The organism is Streptomyces sp. NBC_01288 (assembly GCF_035982055.1).
GTDB lineage: Bacteria > Actinomycetota > Actinomycetes > Streptomycetales > Streptomycetaceae > Streptomyces.
Map to the genome: position 1 here is coordinate 10,400,675 of NZ_CP108427.1, position 14,103 is coordinate 10,414,777.

The window sequence follows — 14,103 nt, forward strand, 5'->3', positions numbered from 1 at the left end:
TCTCTTCCCCCCTTCTCTTACGACCAATGCCACGGAGGTCCCTCATGGAGGACTACGCACTCAAGGCCGTCGAGCGGCTCACCACCCGCCCCGCCGAGCCCTACGACACTCTGTCCGTCGCCCCGATCACCCCGCTGCTGGGTGCCGAGGTCACCGGCCTCGACCTGTCCCAGGAACTGACACCCCAGCAGGAGAAGGAACTCAAGCACGCGTTCCAGACCCACCACGTCCTCGTCTTCCGCGACCAGGACATCACTCCGGAGGAACACAAGCGATTCGCGGGCGTCTTCGGTGAACTGCACCCCGTGGCCCTCGCGCCCGAGGGATCCGACCCGTACATCCTGGAGATCAAGGCGACCAAGGAGTCCAAGGCCGTGGCCGGCAACGGCTGGCACGCCGACGGCACCGCCGACGCCGAACCCTCCCTCGGTTCGCTGCTGTACATCACCACCATCCCCGAGGGCGGCAGCGGCGGTGACACCGTCTTCGCCAACATGCACCTCGCCTACGAACTGCTCTCCCCGGCGATGTGCAGCTTCCTCGAAAGCCTCACCGCCGTCCACGACGGAGCCCTGCCCTGGACCGCCGCCGGACAGACCCCGCCGCCCGAGTACGAAGTACCGCGCACCGAACAGCCGGTCGTGGCCCGCCACCCGGAGACCGACCGCAAACTCCTGTTCGTCAACGCCCCCTACACCTCGCACATCCCTCAGCTGTCCCGCGTCGAGAGCGACGCCCTGCTGGAGATGCTGTACGCGCACATAGCCCGCACCCCGTTGCTGCACTGCCGGGTCCGCTGGCAGGAGCGCACCCTCGTCCTCTGGGACAACCGCAGCGTCCAACACCACGCCGTCTGGGACTACTTCCCGTACACCCGCGAGGGCCGCCGCGTCGCCGTCAACGGCAGCCGCCTACACGCCTGACCCGGTTCCCCGACGGAAGCGACGGAAGCGACGGTGCCCCGTGCCCACGACCACTGCCCTTGCGGCGTTCCTCGCCGCGCTACGGAATCCCGCCTCCGATCCGCCTCCGGAGGCGGGGCCGGGTTGGCTGTGGCCCGTCGCCACAACCCTGTATGAGGAGTTGCCGCCGGACATGCGGGAGGCCTGGGCGGCCCGTCTGCACCCCCTTCTCCGCAGTGGCCCGGACACGAGCGGCCTGCGCGCCGTCCACAGCTGGCACGCCGACACGATCCTGCCGCTCCTCGCCGAGGCGGAGCATGACGGGGACATCGCTGCCTTCGCCGCCCTCGGAGACCTGCACCGAGACGCGGCACAGGGCGGGAGGGCGGACCACGACACCTGGCGCACGGCGCTCACCCCGGCGCTCCTGCGCCTCTACGACGCCGCGTACGACCGGACGAGCGCGTACACCGAGGCCCACACGGGCGCCCGTGACTACGCGCTGGCCAACGGTTTCTCCGCGACCGAGGCCGACGGATACGGCCACGAGTACGCGCGGCTGAGCAGCGACGCGAACGCGCGCGCCTGCGCCGAGGCCCACGCGGAGGCACTCGGCGCTGCGCTGGCACAGGCGTACGCGATCGACGGGTGCGAGGTGTACGCCGACACGTATCCGGACGCCCAACTCCGGGCCGTCGTCCGGGCCTCGACAGAGCGGGGCGACTTGACCATTGTGAGGCGTCTCGCCGAGGGGTTCCTAGCGGCGCTGAAGTCACACGGCGCCGACCGGAAGTCCGCAGGGCGCCCCGCCTGACGCACTCCAAGCCACCGTCCCCCCGGCGGAGACGAAGCCGTCGATCAGTCCGATGAGTCCGTCGGCTTCCCGTGCAGAACCTCCAACGCGGTTACGGCGACGTGTAGTTGGGTGCGCTCGGCGCCGGCCTCCAGGTCGGTGCCGAGGAGGCGTTCGATGGTGTGCAGGCGCTGGTAGAAGGCCTGCCGGGAGAGCCCGACGCGCTTGGCGGCGATCGACTTGTTGCCGGCTGCGTCGAGGTACTCGCGCAGGGTGGAGAGCAGGTCGCTGCCGTGCCGGGCGTCGTGCTGGACCAGGCGCCCGAGTCGGTGTTCCACGTACTTCTGGACCCGGACGTCGTCGCGCAGGGAGTAGAGCAGTTCCGGGAGACCGACGTCGGAGGCGACGTAGAAGGGGCGGCCGCGGGAGGCCGGCCCGATGGCGTCGGCGACCTCCTCGGCCTCGCGGAACGATCGCGTGACCTGGCTGAGTTCGGTGACGCCCGGGCCGACCGCGACGACGGCGTCCTCCCCGAGCGTGGCCCGCAGATCGAGGGCGATGCGTTCCACGACGGGCTGCCAGGCGCTCGCGCGGGCCAGCGCCATGAGCAGTCCGGTACGCCGCCCGGACAGGTCTCCCACCAGGGCCTTGACGCCGGAGGTGAGGAGCCCTTCGGCGAGGTGAGCGCTCACCGTGGTGTCGCCGACCCGCGCCCCCGCGTGGTCCACGACGACCGGCAGGAGGCGATGCCCGGTCGTCGGGAGCCCCAGCGCCTCGGCCCGCAACCGAGCCTCGGTACGGCTGCGATACCGCCAGTGCAGCAGATCGAGCAGGACGGAACTGTGCGCCCGCCGATCCCACTCCGGAGCGCCGGTCAGCCGGGCCAACGTGAGGGCGGTGGCGGCCTGTTCGAGGATCATTGTGTGTTCAGGACCGAAGGGCGGTCCGCCCGTGAGGGGCAGCATCACCAGTCGCCCCCACCGGCTGCTCCGCTCCTCGACCGGCGCCACGAGCCACCCCTCGGGCCCGCTGACCGTCGCCCGGTCCGGCGTCTCGGCGGCGCGCGAACGACGCGGCCAGGCATCCAGGACCGGCCCGTCCGCACGCCCGGCCACGGCCCAACTCACCGCGTGGTGGATCAGGTTCTCCAGCACGACCGGACACCCGGAGAGGTCCGAAGCGGTCTGTACGAACTCCTCCGGTTCGGCTCCGCGCAGAGTGAGCGTCGTGAACAGTTCGTGCACGTGCTGGGCGCGGCGCAGCAACTCGCCCTGCGCGTCCAGGATCAGCGCGTGCACGGTCTGCGTGACCTCGATGAACCGCACCCCGCGCGCCAGCACGATCAGCGGCAGATCCCGCTCCCTGCACGCGGTGACGAGATCCGGGGGCGCCTGCTGATACCGGCGCCCCAGCTCCACGACCAGCCCCGCCACTCCGACGTCCGCCAACTGGTCGACGTAGCCGCGCAGTTGGGTCGGATCCGAGGGGTGCGGCATGCCGGTGGTCAGGACCAGTTCCCCACCCTCCAGGAACGAGGCGGGATCAAGAAGCTCGGTGACGTGGACCCACCGAACCGTGCGCCCCAACTGCCCCTCACCGGCCGCGACTCGGGGCAGCCCGGCCGCGATGACGGGCAGGCGCAGTACGTCGGCGACCGTGAGAAACGGCATGGGCGCGGGTTCCTCCGGAGGTGTGGCGGTGTGGTTCCGGAACACTCTGCGGGGTGGGGCGAGGCTTGTGCAAGCTCCTCGGAGGGGTGCGCCTGTTCGCCGTAGAGCGTCTGTCGCGTTGGCGGGTGCGGGTTTGTTGTGGCTGGTCGCGCCCACGCGGCGGAGCCGCATAGGGGCGCTGCCCCGCGCCCCTGGCGGGGTTAGGGCCGGCGTGCGATTAGATCTGCAACCGTAGCGATGGGCGAAGTCCGCCCCCGCCCACCCGCCTCATGCCGATCCGCCATCCGATACGCCACGTAAAGCCCCCGCACCCCGAGCCACCGCAACGGCTCCGGCTCCCACGTGCCAGGCCGATGCCCGGTCCACGGCAACCGGGTCAGCCGGGACTCCCGCCCCAACACCAGATCGGTCAGCGTCCGGGCGGCCAGGTTCGTGGAGGTCACCCCGTGCCCGACGTACCCCCCGGCCCAGCCGAGCCCGGTCACCCGGTCGAGCCCCACCGTCGCCGACCAGTCACGCGGCACCGCGAGCACCCCGCACCACGCATGGTCGACCCGGGCGCCGGCGGTCTGCGGCAGCACCTTGTACAGGGTCTCGGTCAGCTCGCCGATCGTCCGGTCGGCCACCCGCCCGTCGGAGTCGGTCCGAGACCCGAACCTATACGGCACCCCACGCCCCCCGATCGCGATCCGATCGTCCGGAGTGCGCTGGGCGTACAGATGCCCGTGCGCGGTGTCGCCCAAGGTCTCGCGCCCGGCCCACCCGATCTCGTCCCACACCCCCTCCGCCAGCGGTTCGGTCACGATCATCGAGCTGTTCATCGGCAACCAGGCACGCCGCAGCCCCTTCAACGACGCGGTGAATCCCTCCGTCGCCCGCAGGACGACAGGCGCGCGCACCGAACCGTGCACGGTGACCGCCCGCCCCGGCTCGACAACGCTGACCGGCGACTTCTCGTACAGGTTCACACCAAGCCGTACGACCACATCGGCGAGTCCCCGCACCAGAGCCGCCGGCTGCAACCGGGCGCAGTGCGGCGTCCAGGCCGCCGCCGTCATCCCCTCGACGCGGATACGTTCGCCGGCCTCCGCCGGCGTCAGCATCACCGAGTCCGTGACACCCCACTCATGGTCGGCCTCGGTCTTGTGCCGCAGCCGGGTCGCCTGGGCCGGGGTCCGGGCCACGCGCAGGGTGCCGCCCTTGACGATGTCGGCGTCGATGCCCTCCCGTTCCGCGACGGCGATGATCTCGTCGACGGCCTCGTTCATCGCGCGCTGATAGTCGAGCACCGCGTCCCGCCCGTACTGCTCGGCGAGCCGGTCACGCGCCCCGGGAACCAGTCCCGAGGCCCAGCCGCCGTTGCGCCCGGAGGCGCCGAACCCGGCGAACTCGGCCTCCAGGACGGTGATGCGCAGCGTCGGGTCGGCCAGTTTCAGGTAGTACGCGGTCCACAACCCGGTGAGACCGGCGCCCACGATGCACACATCGGCGTCGCGGTCGCCGGGCAACGCCGGTCGGGGGGTGGGGAGTTCACTGAACCAGTGGGAGATCCGGCCGTTGACCGGTCCGGGCCGGCCGAGCGTGGTCGCGCTCACGGGATGTTCCTTTCGAAGCGGCGGGCGGGTGCGGGTGCCGGGAGGATCAGACGCCGAGCAGGCCGGGCAGCTCGGACAGGTCCTTGATCTCCTCGTACGGCTGGAACGCCGCCGAGCCCGGGAAGCCGTACCGGTTCACCCAGATCCGCCGCATGCCCGGGTACCGCTTGGTCGGCATGATGTCGTACTCCCAGCCCTGGGCGGTGTGGATGATGTCCTCCGGGCCGCGCCCGGTCGTCTTCATCAGGTACTCGAAGGCCTGCGGCAGCGGCTTGTACGCCCCGGCCTGCTCGGCGGTGAGCACGTAGTCCCACTCGACGCCCAGCTCGTCGACGGCGTACGAGATGAGGTCGTCCTCGCTGTTGGAGAGAATGGCGATGTCGTACTCGCTCTTCAACCGCCGCAGCGCGTCCGGGACTTCATGGAACGGCTTGAACTTCGTGATGGCCTCGACCAGCGCCTCGCCGTCCTCGTCCCGGTACTCCAGGCCGTGCAGCAGCATGACGTTGCGCAGGGTGCCGCGGACGATCTCGCGGTAGGGACGGTACGCGTCGACGACGCCCTGGAAGCGCATCACGTACGCGTCGTGGTGGAACTGGTCCGGGTCGACGTCGAGTTCGGCGAGCCGGTCCTTGACGATCTCGTGCGTGGCGGCGCGGGTGTCGAAGTTGATGAGGGTGCGGTAGCAGTCGAAGCTGACGACCTTGCGCATGCGGTGAACTCCTTTATGGGGGAGGGGTGTTCAGAGACTTCGGTGATTCCGCTGTTTTCAGGAACCGCTGACGGCCTTGGCCAGACCCACGTCCTTCAGGGCCAGGTCCTTGGTCTCGGGGGCGAGGAAGTACGACACGACGAGCCCCACCAGCGTGATCACCACCGCGATGCCGAGCGTGCCGCGCACGCCCAGGTCGTCGGCGGCGATGGGGAGAAGGAACGTCGAGGTGGCCGAGCCGACCCGGCTCATCGCGGTCGCGATGCCGACTCCCGTGGCCCGCAGGTCGGTCGGGAACAACTCGCTCGGGTAGACGAACTGGAGCCCGCTGCCCGCCGCCTCGAAGAACTGGAACGCGGCGAACAGGGTCACCACCAGGAACGCCCAGTGCAGCGGCAGCACGGCCAGCGCGAGCAACGAGACCGTGATGCACGCGAACGTGCTGATCAGCAGCGGCCGGCGGCCGATCCGGTTGACGACCACGAGGCCGAGGGCGATGCCCGCGACCGCCAGCGTGGTGATCAGCGCGCTCGCGCCGTACGTGCTCTCCACGCCGAAGGCCGACAGCATCTGCGGCTGGAAGGAGCGCACCGCGAACGCCGGTGCGACCTGACAGATCCAGAACACGGAACAGAAGACGACCGGGACCGCGTACCCGCGTTTGAAGATCTCGACGAGATTGCCGAGACCCGAGCCGCCGCGCTGTTCCCGCCGGGGTTCGGCGAGAAGCTCGTCGGCGTCGATGTCGGGGCCCAGGTGTTTGCTCACGACGGCCCGCGCCTCGTCCATCCGGCCGCGCGAGGCCAGCCAGCGCGGGGACTCCGGGATGCCGGCCCGGAAGACGAGGAAGACCAGTGCCGGGACCGCGCCGGAGACCAGCATCCAGCGCCAGGCGTCGTCGCCGAGACCGGTCAGCGCCCAGCCGACCCAGTAGCTCACGCCGTAGCCGATCCACCAGGCCAGCACCAGGCCGGACAGGGCCGGGCCGCGCAGTCGGCGGGGGACCAGCTCGGTGGTGAGGGCGGAGGCGATGGGGTAGTCGGCGCCGATCGCGACACCGATGAGCAGCCGCAGCACCACGAGCTGCCAGGCCTCCGCGACGAAGAACTGGAGCGCCGAGAAGACCACGAACGCGGCCAGGTTGAGGACGTACATCAGATGGCGGCCGACCCGGTCGGTGATCGGGCCGAAGACGACACCGCCGATGAACACGCCGATCAGGACGGACGCGGCGACCAGGCCGGTCCACAGGGTGTCGAGGGCGAGTGCCGGGGTGATGAGGCCGAGGGCGACACCCATCACGCCGAGCAGATAGCCGTCGCAGAACGGGCCGCCCATGGCGACCGCCATGATCCGGCGGTGGAAGGAACTGACGGGCGCGTCGTCGAGCGACGAGCCCCCTTGGGTGGTGGAGGACGAGGTCACGGACATGCTTGAGGCTCCTGGGGACGCGGGGCGGAGGAGGTCGTGCGTCAAGCATTCGAATGCGTACGCCGCTGTACGCCGGAGAGACCGACGGATCACCGAGGTGAGAGCAGATCACCGAGGGGAGAAGGGTGACGGTGAGGCGGTCCGGGGTTGGCCAACACCTTGGTTCAGTGCGCGGTCACCGTCAATGAACACCGTGTTCGCTTCGCCACCGCCGGGTGGACAGTGTGTTCCGCGGACACCGCCCGGTTGACAGACCGTCCACACCGGGCGGCCCGTGCGAACACGTTGACCGTTGCCCCTCCAGGCGCACCGCCCACAGGGTGAGAGATGTCCCCCGCACCTCCTCACGTCGTGGGAGAACCGCCGTATGACACACCTGTCAGAGCACCTGCGCCAGGCCATACCGGTCGTCGTCGAACGCGGCGAGGGGGTGCATCTCTTCGGGACGGACGGCCGCCGCTATCTGGACTTCACCGCCGGCATCGGCGTCACCAGCACCGGCCACTGCCACCCGAAGGTGGTCGCCGCCGCGCAGGAGCAGGTCGCCACGCTGATCCACGGCCAGTACACGACGGTCATGCACCAGCCGCTCCAGCGTCTCGTCGAGCGGCTCGGCCAGGTCCTGCCCGAGGGGCTCGACAGCCTGTTCTTCGCCAACTCCGGCAGCGAGGCAGTCGAGGCCGCGCTGCGGCTCGCCCGCCAGGCCACCGGCCGCCCCAACGTCGTCGTCTGCCACGGCGGCTTCCACGGCCGTACGGTCGCCGCCGCGTCGATGACCACCTCCGGCGCCAAGGTGCGCACCGGGTTCGGCCCGCTCATGGGCGGGGTCGTCGTCACCCCGTTCCCGCACGCGTTCCACTACGGCTGGGACGAGGAGACGGCGACCCGGTTCGCGCTGCGCGAGTTCGACCAGCTCCTCCAGACCGTCTCCGATCCCGACGACACCGCCGCGATCTTCGTCGAACCGGTCCTCGGCGAGGGCGGCTACGTCCCCGCCAACTCGGCCTTCCTGCAAGGCCTTCGGGAACGCGCCGACCGCCACGGCATCCTCCTGGTCCTCGACGAGATCCAGACCGGCGTCGGCCGCACCGGCCGCTTCTGGGGCCACGACCACTTCGACGTCCGCCCCGACATCCTCATCACGGCCAAGGGCCTGGCCAGCGGCTTCCCGCTGTCCGGCATCGCCGCCTCCGAGGAGCTGATGCGGAAGGCACGACCGGGTTCGCAGGGCGGTACGTACGGCGGGAACGCGGTCGCCTGCGCGGCTGCCGTCGCCACACTCGACGTCGTCGAGGAGGAGAACCTGGTCGCGAACGCTGCCGCCATGGGTGCCCGGCTGCGCGCGGGCCTCGACGAGGTCGCCGCGAAGAACCCCGCGATCGGTGACGTGCGCGGGCTCGGCCTGATGCTGGCGAGCGAGTTCGTGACGGCGGACGGAGAGCCCGACCCCGGGACGGCAACTCGCGTGATGAGGGCGGCCGTTGACGAGGGGATGCTCCTGCTGCCCTGTGGCCCGTGGGGGAACGTGGTCCGCATGATCCCGCCGCTGATCGTCGACGCGGGCGCCATCGACGAGGGGCTGCGCGCCTGGTCGGCCGCCGTCGCGGTGGGCACCGCCGGATGACCGACGTCCGCTCCCTGGTCGACCTGCTGGCCCGGACCGCTCCGGGCCTGGAGGTCGACACGGGGGAGGGGCGGCGCGCCGCGTACGCGTACGACGCGTCCAACTACCGCGTGCCGCCCCTCGCCGTCGCCCTCCCGCGCTCCACCGAGGACGTGGCCGCGCTCGTACGGGCCTGCCGCGACCTGCGCGTCCCGCTCACCGCGCGCGGAGCGGGCACCAGCATGGCCGGCAACGCGATCGGACCCGGCGTGGTCCTCGACTTCTCCCGCCACCTGAACAAGGTCATCGCCGTCGACCCCGACACCCGCACCGCCGTCGTCGAACCCGGCGTCGTCCTCGACGACCTTCAGCGTGCCGCCGCACCGCACGGCCTGTTCTTCGGCCCCGACCCCTCGTCCCACAGCCGCTGCACCCTCGGCGGCATGATCGGGAACGACGCCTGCGGCAACCACTCGGTGCGCTACGGCCGGACGGTCGAGCACGTCGAGGAACTGGAGATCGTGACGGCGACGGGCGTGCGCGCGGTGGCCGGAGCCGGGGGACTACGCGCGGTCGAGAGCGAGGATGCGGCCGAAATCGCCGCCCTGGACAGCGAGTTGACCCGGCTCGTCGACGCCAACCTCGCCGCCCTGCGCACCGAACTCGGCCGCATCCCCCGCCAGGTCTCCGGCTACCAGCTCCACCACCTCCTCCCCGAACACGGCCGGCACACCGCCCGCGCCCTGGTCGGCACCGAGGGCACCTGCGCGATCGTCACCCGCGCGACCGTACGACTGCACCCCGTGCCCGCGGCCACCACACTGCTCGCACTCGGCTACGCGGATGTGGTGGACGCGGCGTCGGACGTCCCGGCGATCCTGCGGCACCGGCCCACCGCCGTCGAGGGCATGGACGAGGCCATCGTCGCGACCCTCCGCCACCGACGCGGCCCGCACGCCGTCACCGGTCTGCCCGAGGGCGCCGCCTGGCTGTACGTCGAACTCGACGGCACCGACCAGACCGACGCCGACGCACGAGCCGCCGACGTCCTCGCCGAACTCCGCGCCGGCGAACGGATGGTGGCGGGCCGCGTCATCGACGACCCCGCCGAACGCCGCTCCCTGTGGCGCGTGCGCGAGGACGGCGCCGGCCTCGCCGCCCGCCTCGTCGACGGCGGCACGTCCTGGCCCGGCTGGGAGGACGCGGCCGTGGACCCTCACCAACTCGCCGACTACCTGCGCGACTTCCGTACCCTCCTCACCAAGCACGACTTCACCGGCGTGCTCTACGGCCACTTCGGCGCGGGCTGCGTCCACGTCCGCATCGACTTCGACCCGGCGACGCCGGAGGGCGCAGCCGCCATGCGCGCCTTCCTGACGGAGGCCGCCGCACTGGTCGTCGCGCACGGCGGCACCCTGTCCGGCGAACACGGCGACGGCCGCGCCCGCAGCGAACTCCTCGCCGCCATGTACAGCCCACGCATGCGGGCCGCGTTCGCCTCCTACAAGCGGTTGTACGACCCCGACGGCATCCTCAATCCGGGGGTGATCGTCGATCCGGCGGCCGTCGACGCCGACCTCGCGCTGTACCCGATCACGTCCCGTGCGCTGATCAACTCCCCTGAGCGGCGAGGGGGTTTCACCTTCCCCGACGACCCGGGCGGCCTCGCCGAAGGCGCGAGTCGATGCATCGGCGTGGGGCGTTGCCGCAGCGACACCGGCGGAGCCATGTGCCCCAGCTACCGCGCCACCCACGACGAACGCGACTCCACGCGAGGCCGCGCCCGGCTGTTGCAGGAGATGTTGCGCGACGGCCCCGGCACGGTCATCACCGACGGCAGCCGCTCGACGGAAGTGCGCGACGCCCTCGACCTGTGCCTGTCCTGCAAGGCCTGCGCCGCCGACTGCCCGGTCGGTGTCGACATGGCGACGTACAAGTCGGAGTTCCTGCACCGGCATTACCGCCGCCGCCTGCGCCCGCTCAGCCACTACAGCCTGGGCTGGCTGCCCTGGTGGGCGGCGCTGGCCCGCTGGATCGCCCGTCCAGTGAACGCCGTGCTCGGTGGGCCGTTGGGTCGGTTGGTGGCACGGCTCGGCGGAGTGACCACCGAGCGCGCCCTGCCCCGCTTCGCCCGACGCCGTGACCTCTCAGCACATCTGCCTCCGCAACCGACAACTCCGGCCGCCGTCCTGCTCGTTGACTCCTTCACCCGCGCCTTCCGCCCCGACGTCGCCGGAGCCGCCGCCCGCGTCCTGGCCGACGCCGGGGTCCCCGCGACCGCGCGCGACGGGCTGTGCTGCGGTCTCACCTGGATCAGCACCGGCCAACTGGGCATCGCCCGCCGCGTGTTGACCCGTACCGTCGAACGACTCGACGCCGAGGGCTCGGGCGAGTTGCCCATCGTGGTCCCCGAACCGAGCTGCGCCGCCGCACTCCGCCACGACGCACCCGCGCTCCTCGGTACGGACACCGCCCGCCGGGTCGCCGCCCGCGTCCACACCTTCTCCGGCGCGCTGACCGAACTCGCCGACCCCGACTGGAAACCCGAGGCCGTCCCCGACCGCGTCACCCTCCAGACCCACTGCCACGAGTACGCCGTCTTCGGCGAGACCACCCAGAGCACACTGCTGCGCCGCCTCGGCGTCGGACTGGTCGACGAGGCCAACGGCTGCTGCGGCCTGGCCGGCAACTTCGGCTTCGAGACGGAGCACTACGACACGTCGATGGCTGTCGGTGCCCTCTCCCTCGGACCGAAGCTCGCCGCGCTCGACACGAACGCCACCGTCCTTGCCGACGGCTTCAGTTGTCGTACCCAGGCGGCCCATCTGACCGGCCCCGACGGACCGCAGGCCCGGCACCTGGCCCAACTGCTCGACCCGAACCCGCCCGGAGGCACCCGCTGATGACCACCACCACGTCCACGTCCGCCGTCGGCACCGTGTCCGTCGTCGAGAACGTTCCCAAGCAGCTGTTCATCGACGGGAGTTGGCAGGACGCGGCCGACGGCGGCCACTTCGCGGTGGACGACCCGGCGACCGGCGAGCGGCTGTGCGAGGTCGCCGACGCCACACCGGCCGACGGCCGACGCGCCCTGGATGCCGCCGTGTCGGCACAGGATGCCTGGGCGGCGACTGCACCCCGCGCCCGCAGCGAGATCCTGCGCCGCGCCTACGAGATCATCCTCGAACGGCGTGAGGAACTCGCCCTGTTGATGACCCTGGAGATGGGCAAGCCCCTCGCGGAGGCGCGCGGCGAGGTCGGTTACGCGGCTGAGTTCTTCCGCTGGTTCTCCGAGGAGGCCGTACGGATCGAGGGCGGGTTCACCCGGACCCCCGACGGAGCCAACCGGGTCCTGGTCATGCGCCAGCCTGTGGGCCCCTGTCTCCTCATCACCCCGTGGAACTTCCCCCTTGCCATGGGCACCCGCAAGATCGGACCCGCGATCGCGGCGGGCTGCACCATGGTCCTCAAGCCCGCCCCGCAGACCCCCCTCTCCAGCCTGGCCCTCGCCGGGATCCTCACCGAGGCGGGCCTGCCCGAGGGCGTGCTCAACGTCGTGACGACGACCGACGCCGCCGGAGTGATCGAACCCCTGCTGCGCGGCGGAGGCGTGCGCAAACTCTCCTTCACCGGGTCGACCCAGGTCGGGCGGCTGCTCCTGGCCCAGTGCGCCGACACCGTCGTCCGCACCTCCATGGAGTTGGGCGGCAACGCGCCCTTCATCGTCTTCGAGGACGCCGACCTCGACCGGGCCGTCGAGGGCGCCATGGTCGCGAAGATGCGGAACATGGGCGAGGCGTGCACCGCCGCCAACCGCTTCTTCGTACACCGCGAGGCCGCGGACGCGTTCGCCGCGCGTCTCGCGGAGCGGATGTCGGCGCTCGCCGTCGGCCCCGGCACCCAACCCGGCTCCCAGGTGGGCCCGTTGATCGACGCCGCCGGACGCGCCAAGGCCGACGGTCTCGTCCAGGACGCCGTGACACGTGGCGCGAAGGTGCTGACCGGCGGCGAAGTCCCGGACGGGCCCGGCCACTTCTACCCGCCGACCGTGATCACCGAGGTCCGCGCGGACTCGGACCTGATGCGCGCGGAGATCTTCGGCCCGGTCGCCGCGATCCTCACCTTCGACACCGAGGACGAGGTCGTCCGCGCCGCCAACGACACCGAATGGGGCCTGGTCGGCTACCTGTTCACCCGCGACCTCGACCGCGCCCTGCGCGTGGGGGAGCGGCTGGAGACCGGCATGGTCGGCATCAACACCGGCCTTGTCTCCAACCCGGCCGCGCCCTTCGGCGGCGTCAAGCAGTCGGGGTTGGGACGCGAGGGCGGACGGGTCGGCATCGACGAGTTCCTGGAGTACAAGTACCTTGCCATTCCCGTGGTTTCCGCGACGGCGGACGGCCGTGGCTGACCGGCTCGTCGTCCTGCACCAGGGCACCCTGCCACCGAACGCCGAGCACATCGAAGCGCTCGCGGACACGGTGTACGCCACCGAGGAGGAACTCCCGCTCCTCCTCCCCGGCGCGGACCTGCTCCTCTGCTGGCACTCCATCACCCCTGCGGTCGCGGCGAGTTGGCCGAAGGACCCGGCCCTGGCCCCCGGCTGGGTCCACGTGGCCGCCGCCGGAGTGGACTCGCTGCTCTTCCCGGCGCTGGTCGACCACCGGGACGTGGTGCTGACCAACTCGCGGGGCGTGTACGACCGGGCCATCGCCGAGTACGTCCTCGGCCTGATCCTCGCCCTCGCCAAGGACTTCCCCGGCAGCTGGGAGCACCAACGGCGCCGCGAGTGGCGCCCTCGCGACAGCGAACGCATCGGCGGCCGTACGGCACTGGTGTGGGGGACCGGGCCCATCGGCCGCGCCGTCGCCCGCATGCTGCGCGCCGTCGGCATGCGGGTGTCCGGCGCCGGCCGCACCGCACGCGCCGACGACCCGGACTTCGGCACGGTGCACGAGGGCGCGAGCCTGCGGGCGGCGCTGGCCGACGCGGACTACGTGATCCTCGCGGCCCCGCTCACCCCGGCCACCCGCTGCATGGTCGACGCGTCCGTCCTCGGCGCGATGAAACCCGGAGCCCGGCTGGTCAACGTCGGACGGGGAGGCCTCGTGGACGAAGAGGCACTCGTCAAACACCTCGCGGACGGGCGCCTGGCCGGAGCCGCCCTGGACGTCTTCGCGCAGGAGCCGCTGCCCGCCGTCTCACCGCTGTGGGACATGCCCGGCGTGATCGTCTCCCCGCACACGGCGGGCGAAGTGACCGGCTGGCGGGCCGAGTTGGCGAACCTGTTCCTGGAGAATCTCACCCGCAGGGCGGAGGGTCGGCCGCTGCGGAACGTGGTCGACAAGGAGAAGGGCTACGTCAGGGAGCCAACCGCCATGGAACCGTGCTGAGTTC

10 protein-coding genes are annotated in these 14,103 nt (G+C 71.5%); 6 read left to right on the plus strand and 4 right to left on the minus strand.

What is annotated here, in order from left to right:
• Positions 1 to 44: 44 nt before the first annotated feature.
• Both OG194_RS46870 and OG194_RS46875 read left to right on the plus strand, forming a co-directional pair.
• On the plus strand, positions 45 to 923 hold the full coding sequence (locus tag OG194_RS46870; protein WP_327406846.1) for a TauD/TfdA dioxygenase family protein: 879 nt from the start codon (positions 45 to 47) through the stop codon (positions 921 to 923).
• A gap of 40 nt (positions 924 to 963) precedes the next feature.
• A complete protein-coding gene (locus OG194_RS46875; RefSeq protein ID WP_327406847.1) occupies positions 964 to 1,716 on the plus strand; it encodes a hypothetical protein in 753 nt (250 codons plus the stop codon).
• 44 nt (positions 1,717 to 1,760) lie between these two features.
• Here OG194_RS46875 and OG194_RS46880 read toward each other — a convergent pair whose 3' ends face one another.
• The 4 genes from OG194_RS46880 to OG194_RS46895 all read right to left on the minus strand — a co-directional run bounded on the left by OG194_RS46880 (position 1,761) and on the right by OG194_RS46895 (position 7,103).
• Positions 1,761 to 3,365 carry a PucR family transcriptional regulator gene (locus OG194_RS46880; RefSeq protein WP_327406848.1) on the minus strand — a complete coding sequence of 535 codons (1,605 nt, stop codon included), beginning with the start codon at positions 3,363 to 3,365 and terminating at the stop codon, positions 1,761 to 1,763.
• Between the two features lie 200 nt (positions 3,366 to 3,565).
• Positions 3,566 to 4,960 carry an NAD(P)/FAD-dependent oxidoreductase gene (locus tag OG194_RS46885; protein ID WP_327406849.1) on the minus strand — a complete coding sequence of 465 codons (1,395 nt, stop codon included), beginning with the start codon at positions 4,958 to 4,960 and terminating at the stop codon, positions 3,566 to 3,568.
• A 46-nt stretch (positions 4,961 to 5,006) separates the two neighbouring features.
• A complete protein-coding gene (locus OG194_RS46890; protein WP_327406850.1) occupies positions 5,007 to 5,672 on the minus strand; it encodes an HAD-IA family hydrolase in 666 nt (221 codons plus the stop codon).
• Between the two features lie 57 nt (positions 5,673 to 5,729).
• Positions 5,730 to 7,103, minus strand: a complete 1,374-nt coding sequence (locus tag OG194_RS46895) for an MFS transporter (RefSeq protein WP_327406851.1) — start codon at positions 7,101 to 7,103, stop codon at positions 5,730 to 5,732.
• Between the two features lie 367 nt (positions 7,104 to 7,470).
• Here OG194_RS46895 and OG194_RS46900 point away from each other — a divergent pair, with 367 nt between their 5' ends.
• From OG194_RS46900 to OG194_RS46915, 4 genes are read left to right on the plus strand one after another with little or no spacing between them, the layout of a single operon-like run.
• Entirely contained in the window at positions 7,471 to 8,727 is a 1,257-nt protein-coding gene (locus tag OG194_RS46900; RefSeq protein ID WP_327406852.1) for an aspartate aminotransferase family protein, read from the plus strand.
• Positions 8,724 to 11,609, plus strand: coding sequence for an FAD-binding and (Fe-S)-binding domain-containing protein (locus OG194_RS46905; protein ID WP_327406853.1), 2,886 nt, complete (start codon positions 8,724 to 8,726; stop codon positions 11,607 to 11,609). Before OG194_RS46900 ends, OG194_RS46905 begins: the two co-directional genes overlap by 4 nt.
• Positions 11,609 to 13,117, plus strand: coding sequence for an NAD-dependent succinate-semialdehyde dehydrogenase (locus OG194_RS46910; RefSeq protein ID WP_327406854.1), 1,509 nt, complete (start codon positions 11,609 to 11,611; stop codon positions 13,115 to 13,117). Before OG194_RS46905 ends, OG194_RS46910 begins: the two co-directional genes overlap by 1 nt.
• Entirely contained in the window at positions 13,110 to 14,099 is a 990-nt protein-coding gene (locus OG194_RS46915; protein ID WP_327406855.1) for a D-2-hydroxyacid dehydrogenase, read from the plus strand. The genes OG194_RS46910 and OG194_RS46915 overlap by 8 nt, the downstream gene beginning before the upstream one ends.
• Positions 14,100 to 14,103 lie beyond the last annotated feature (4 nt).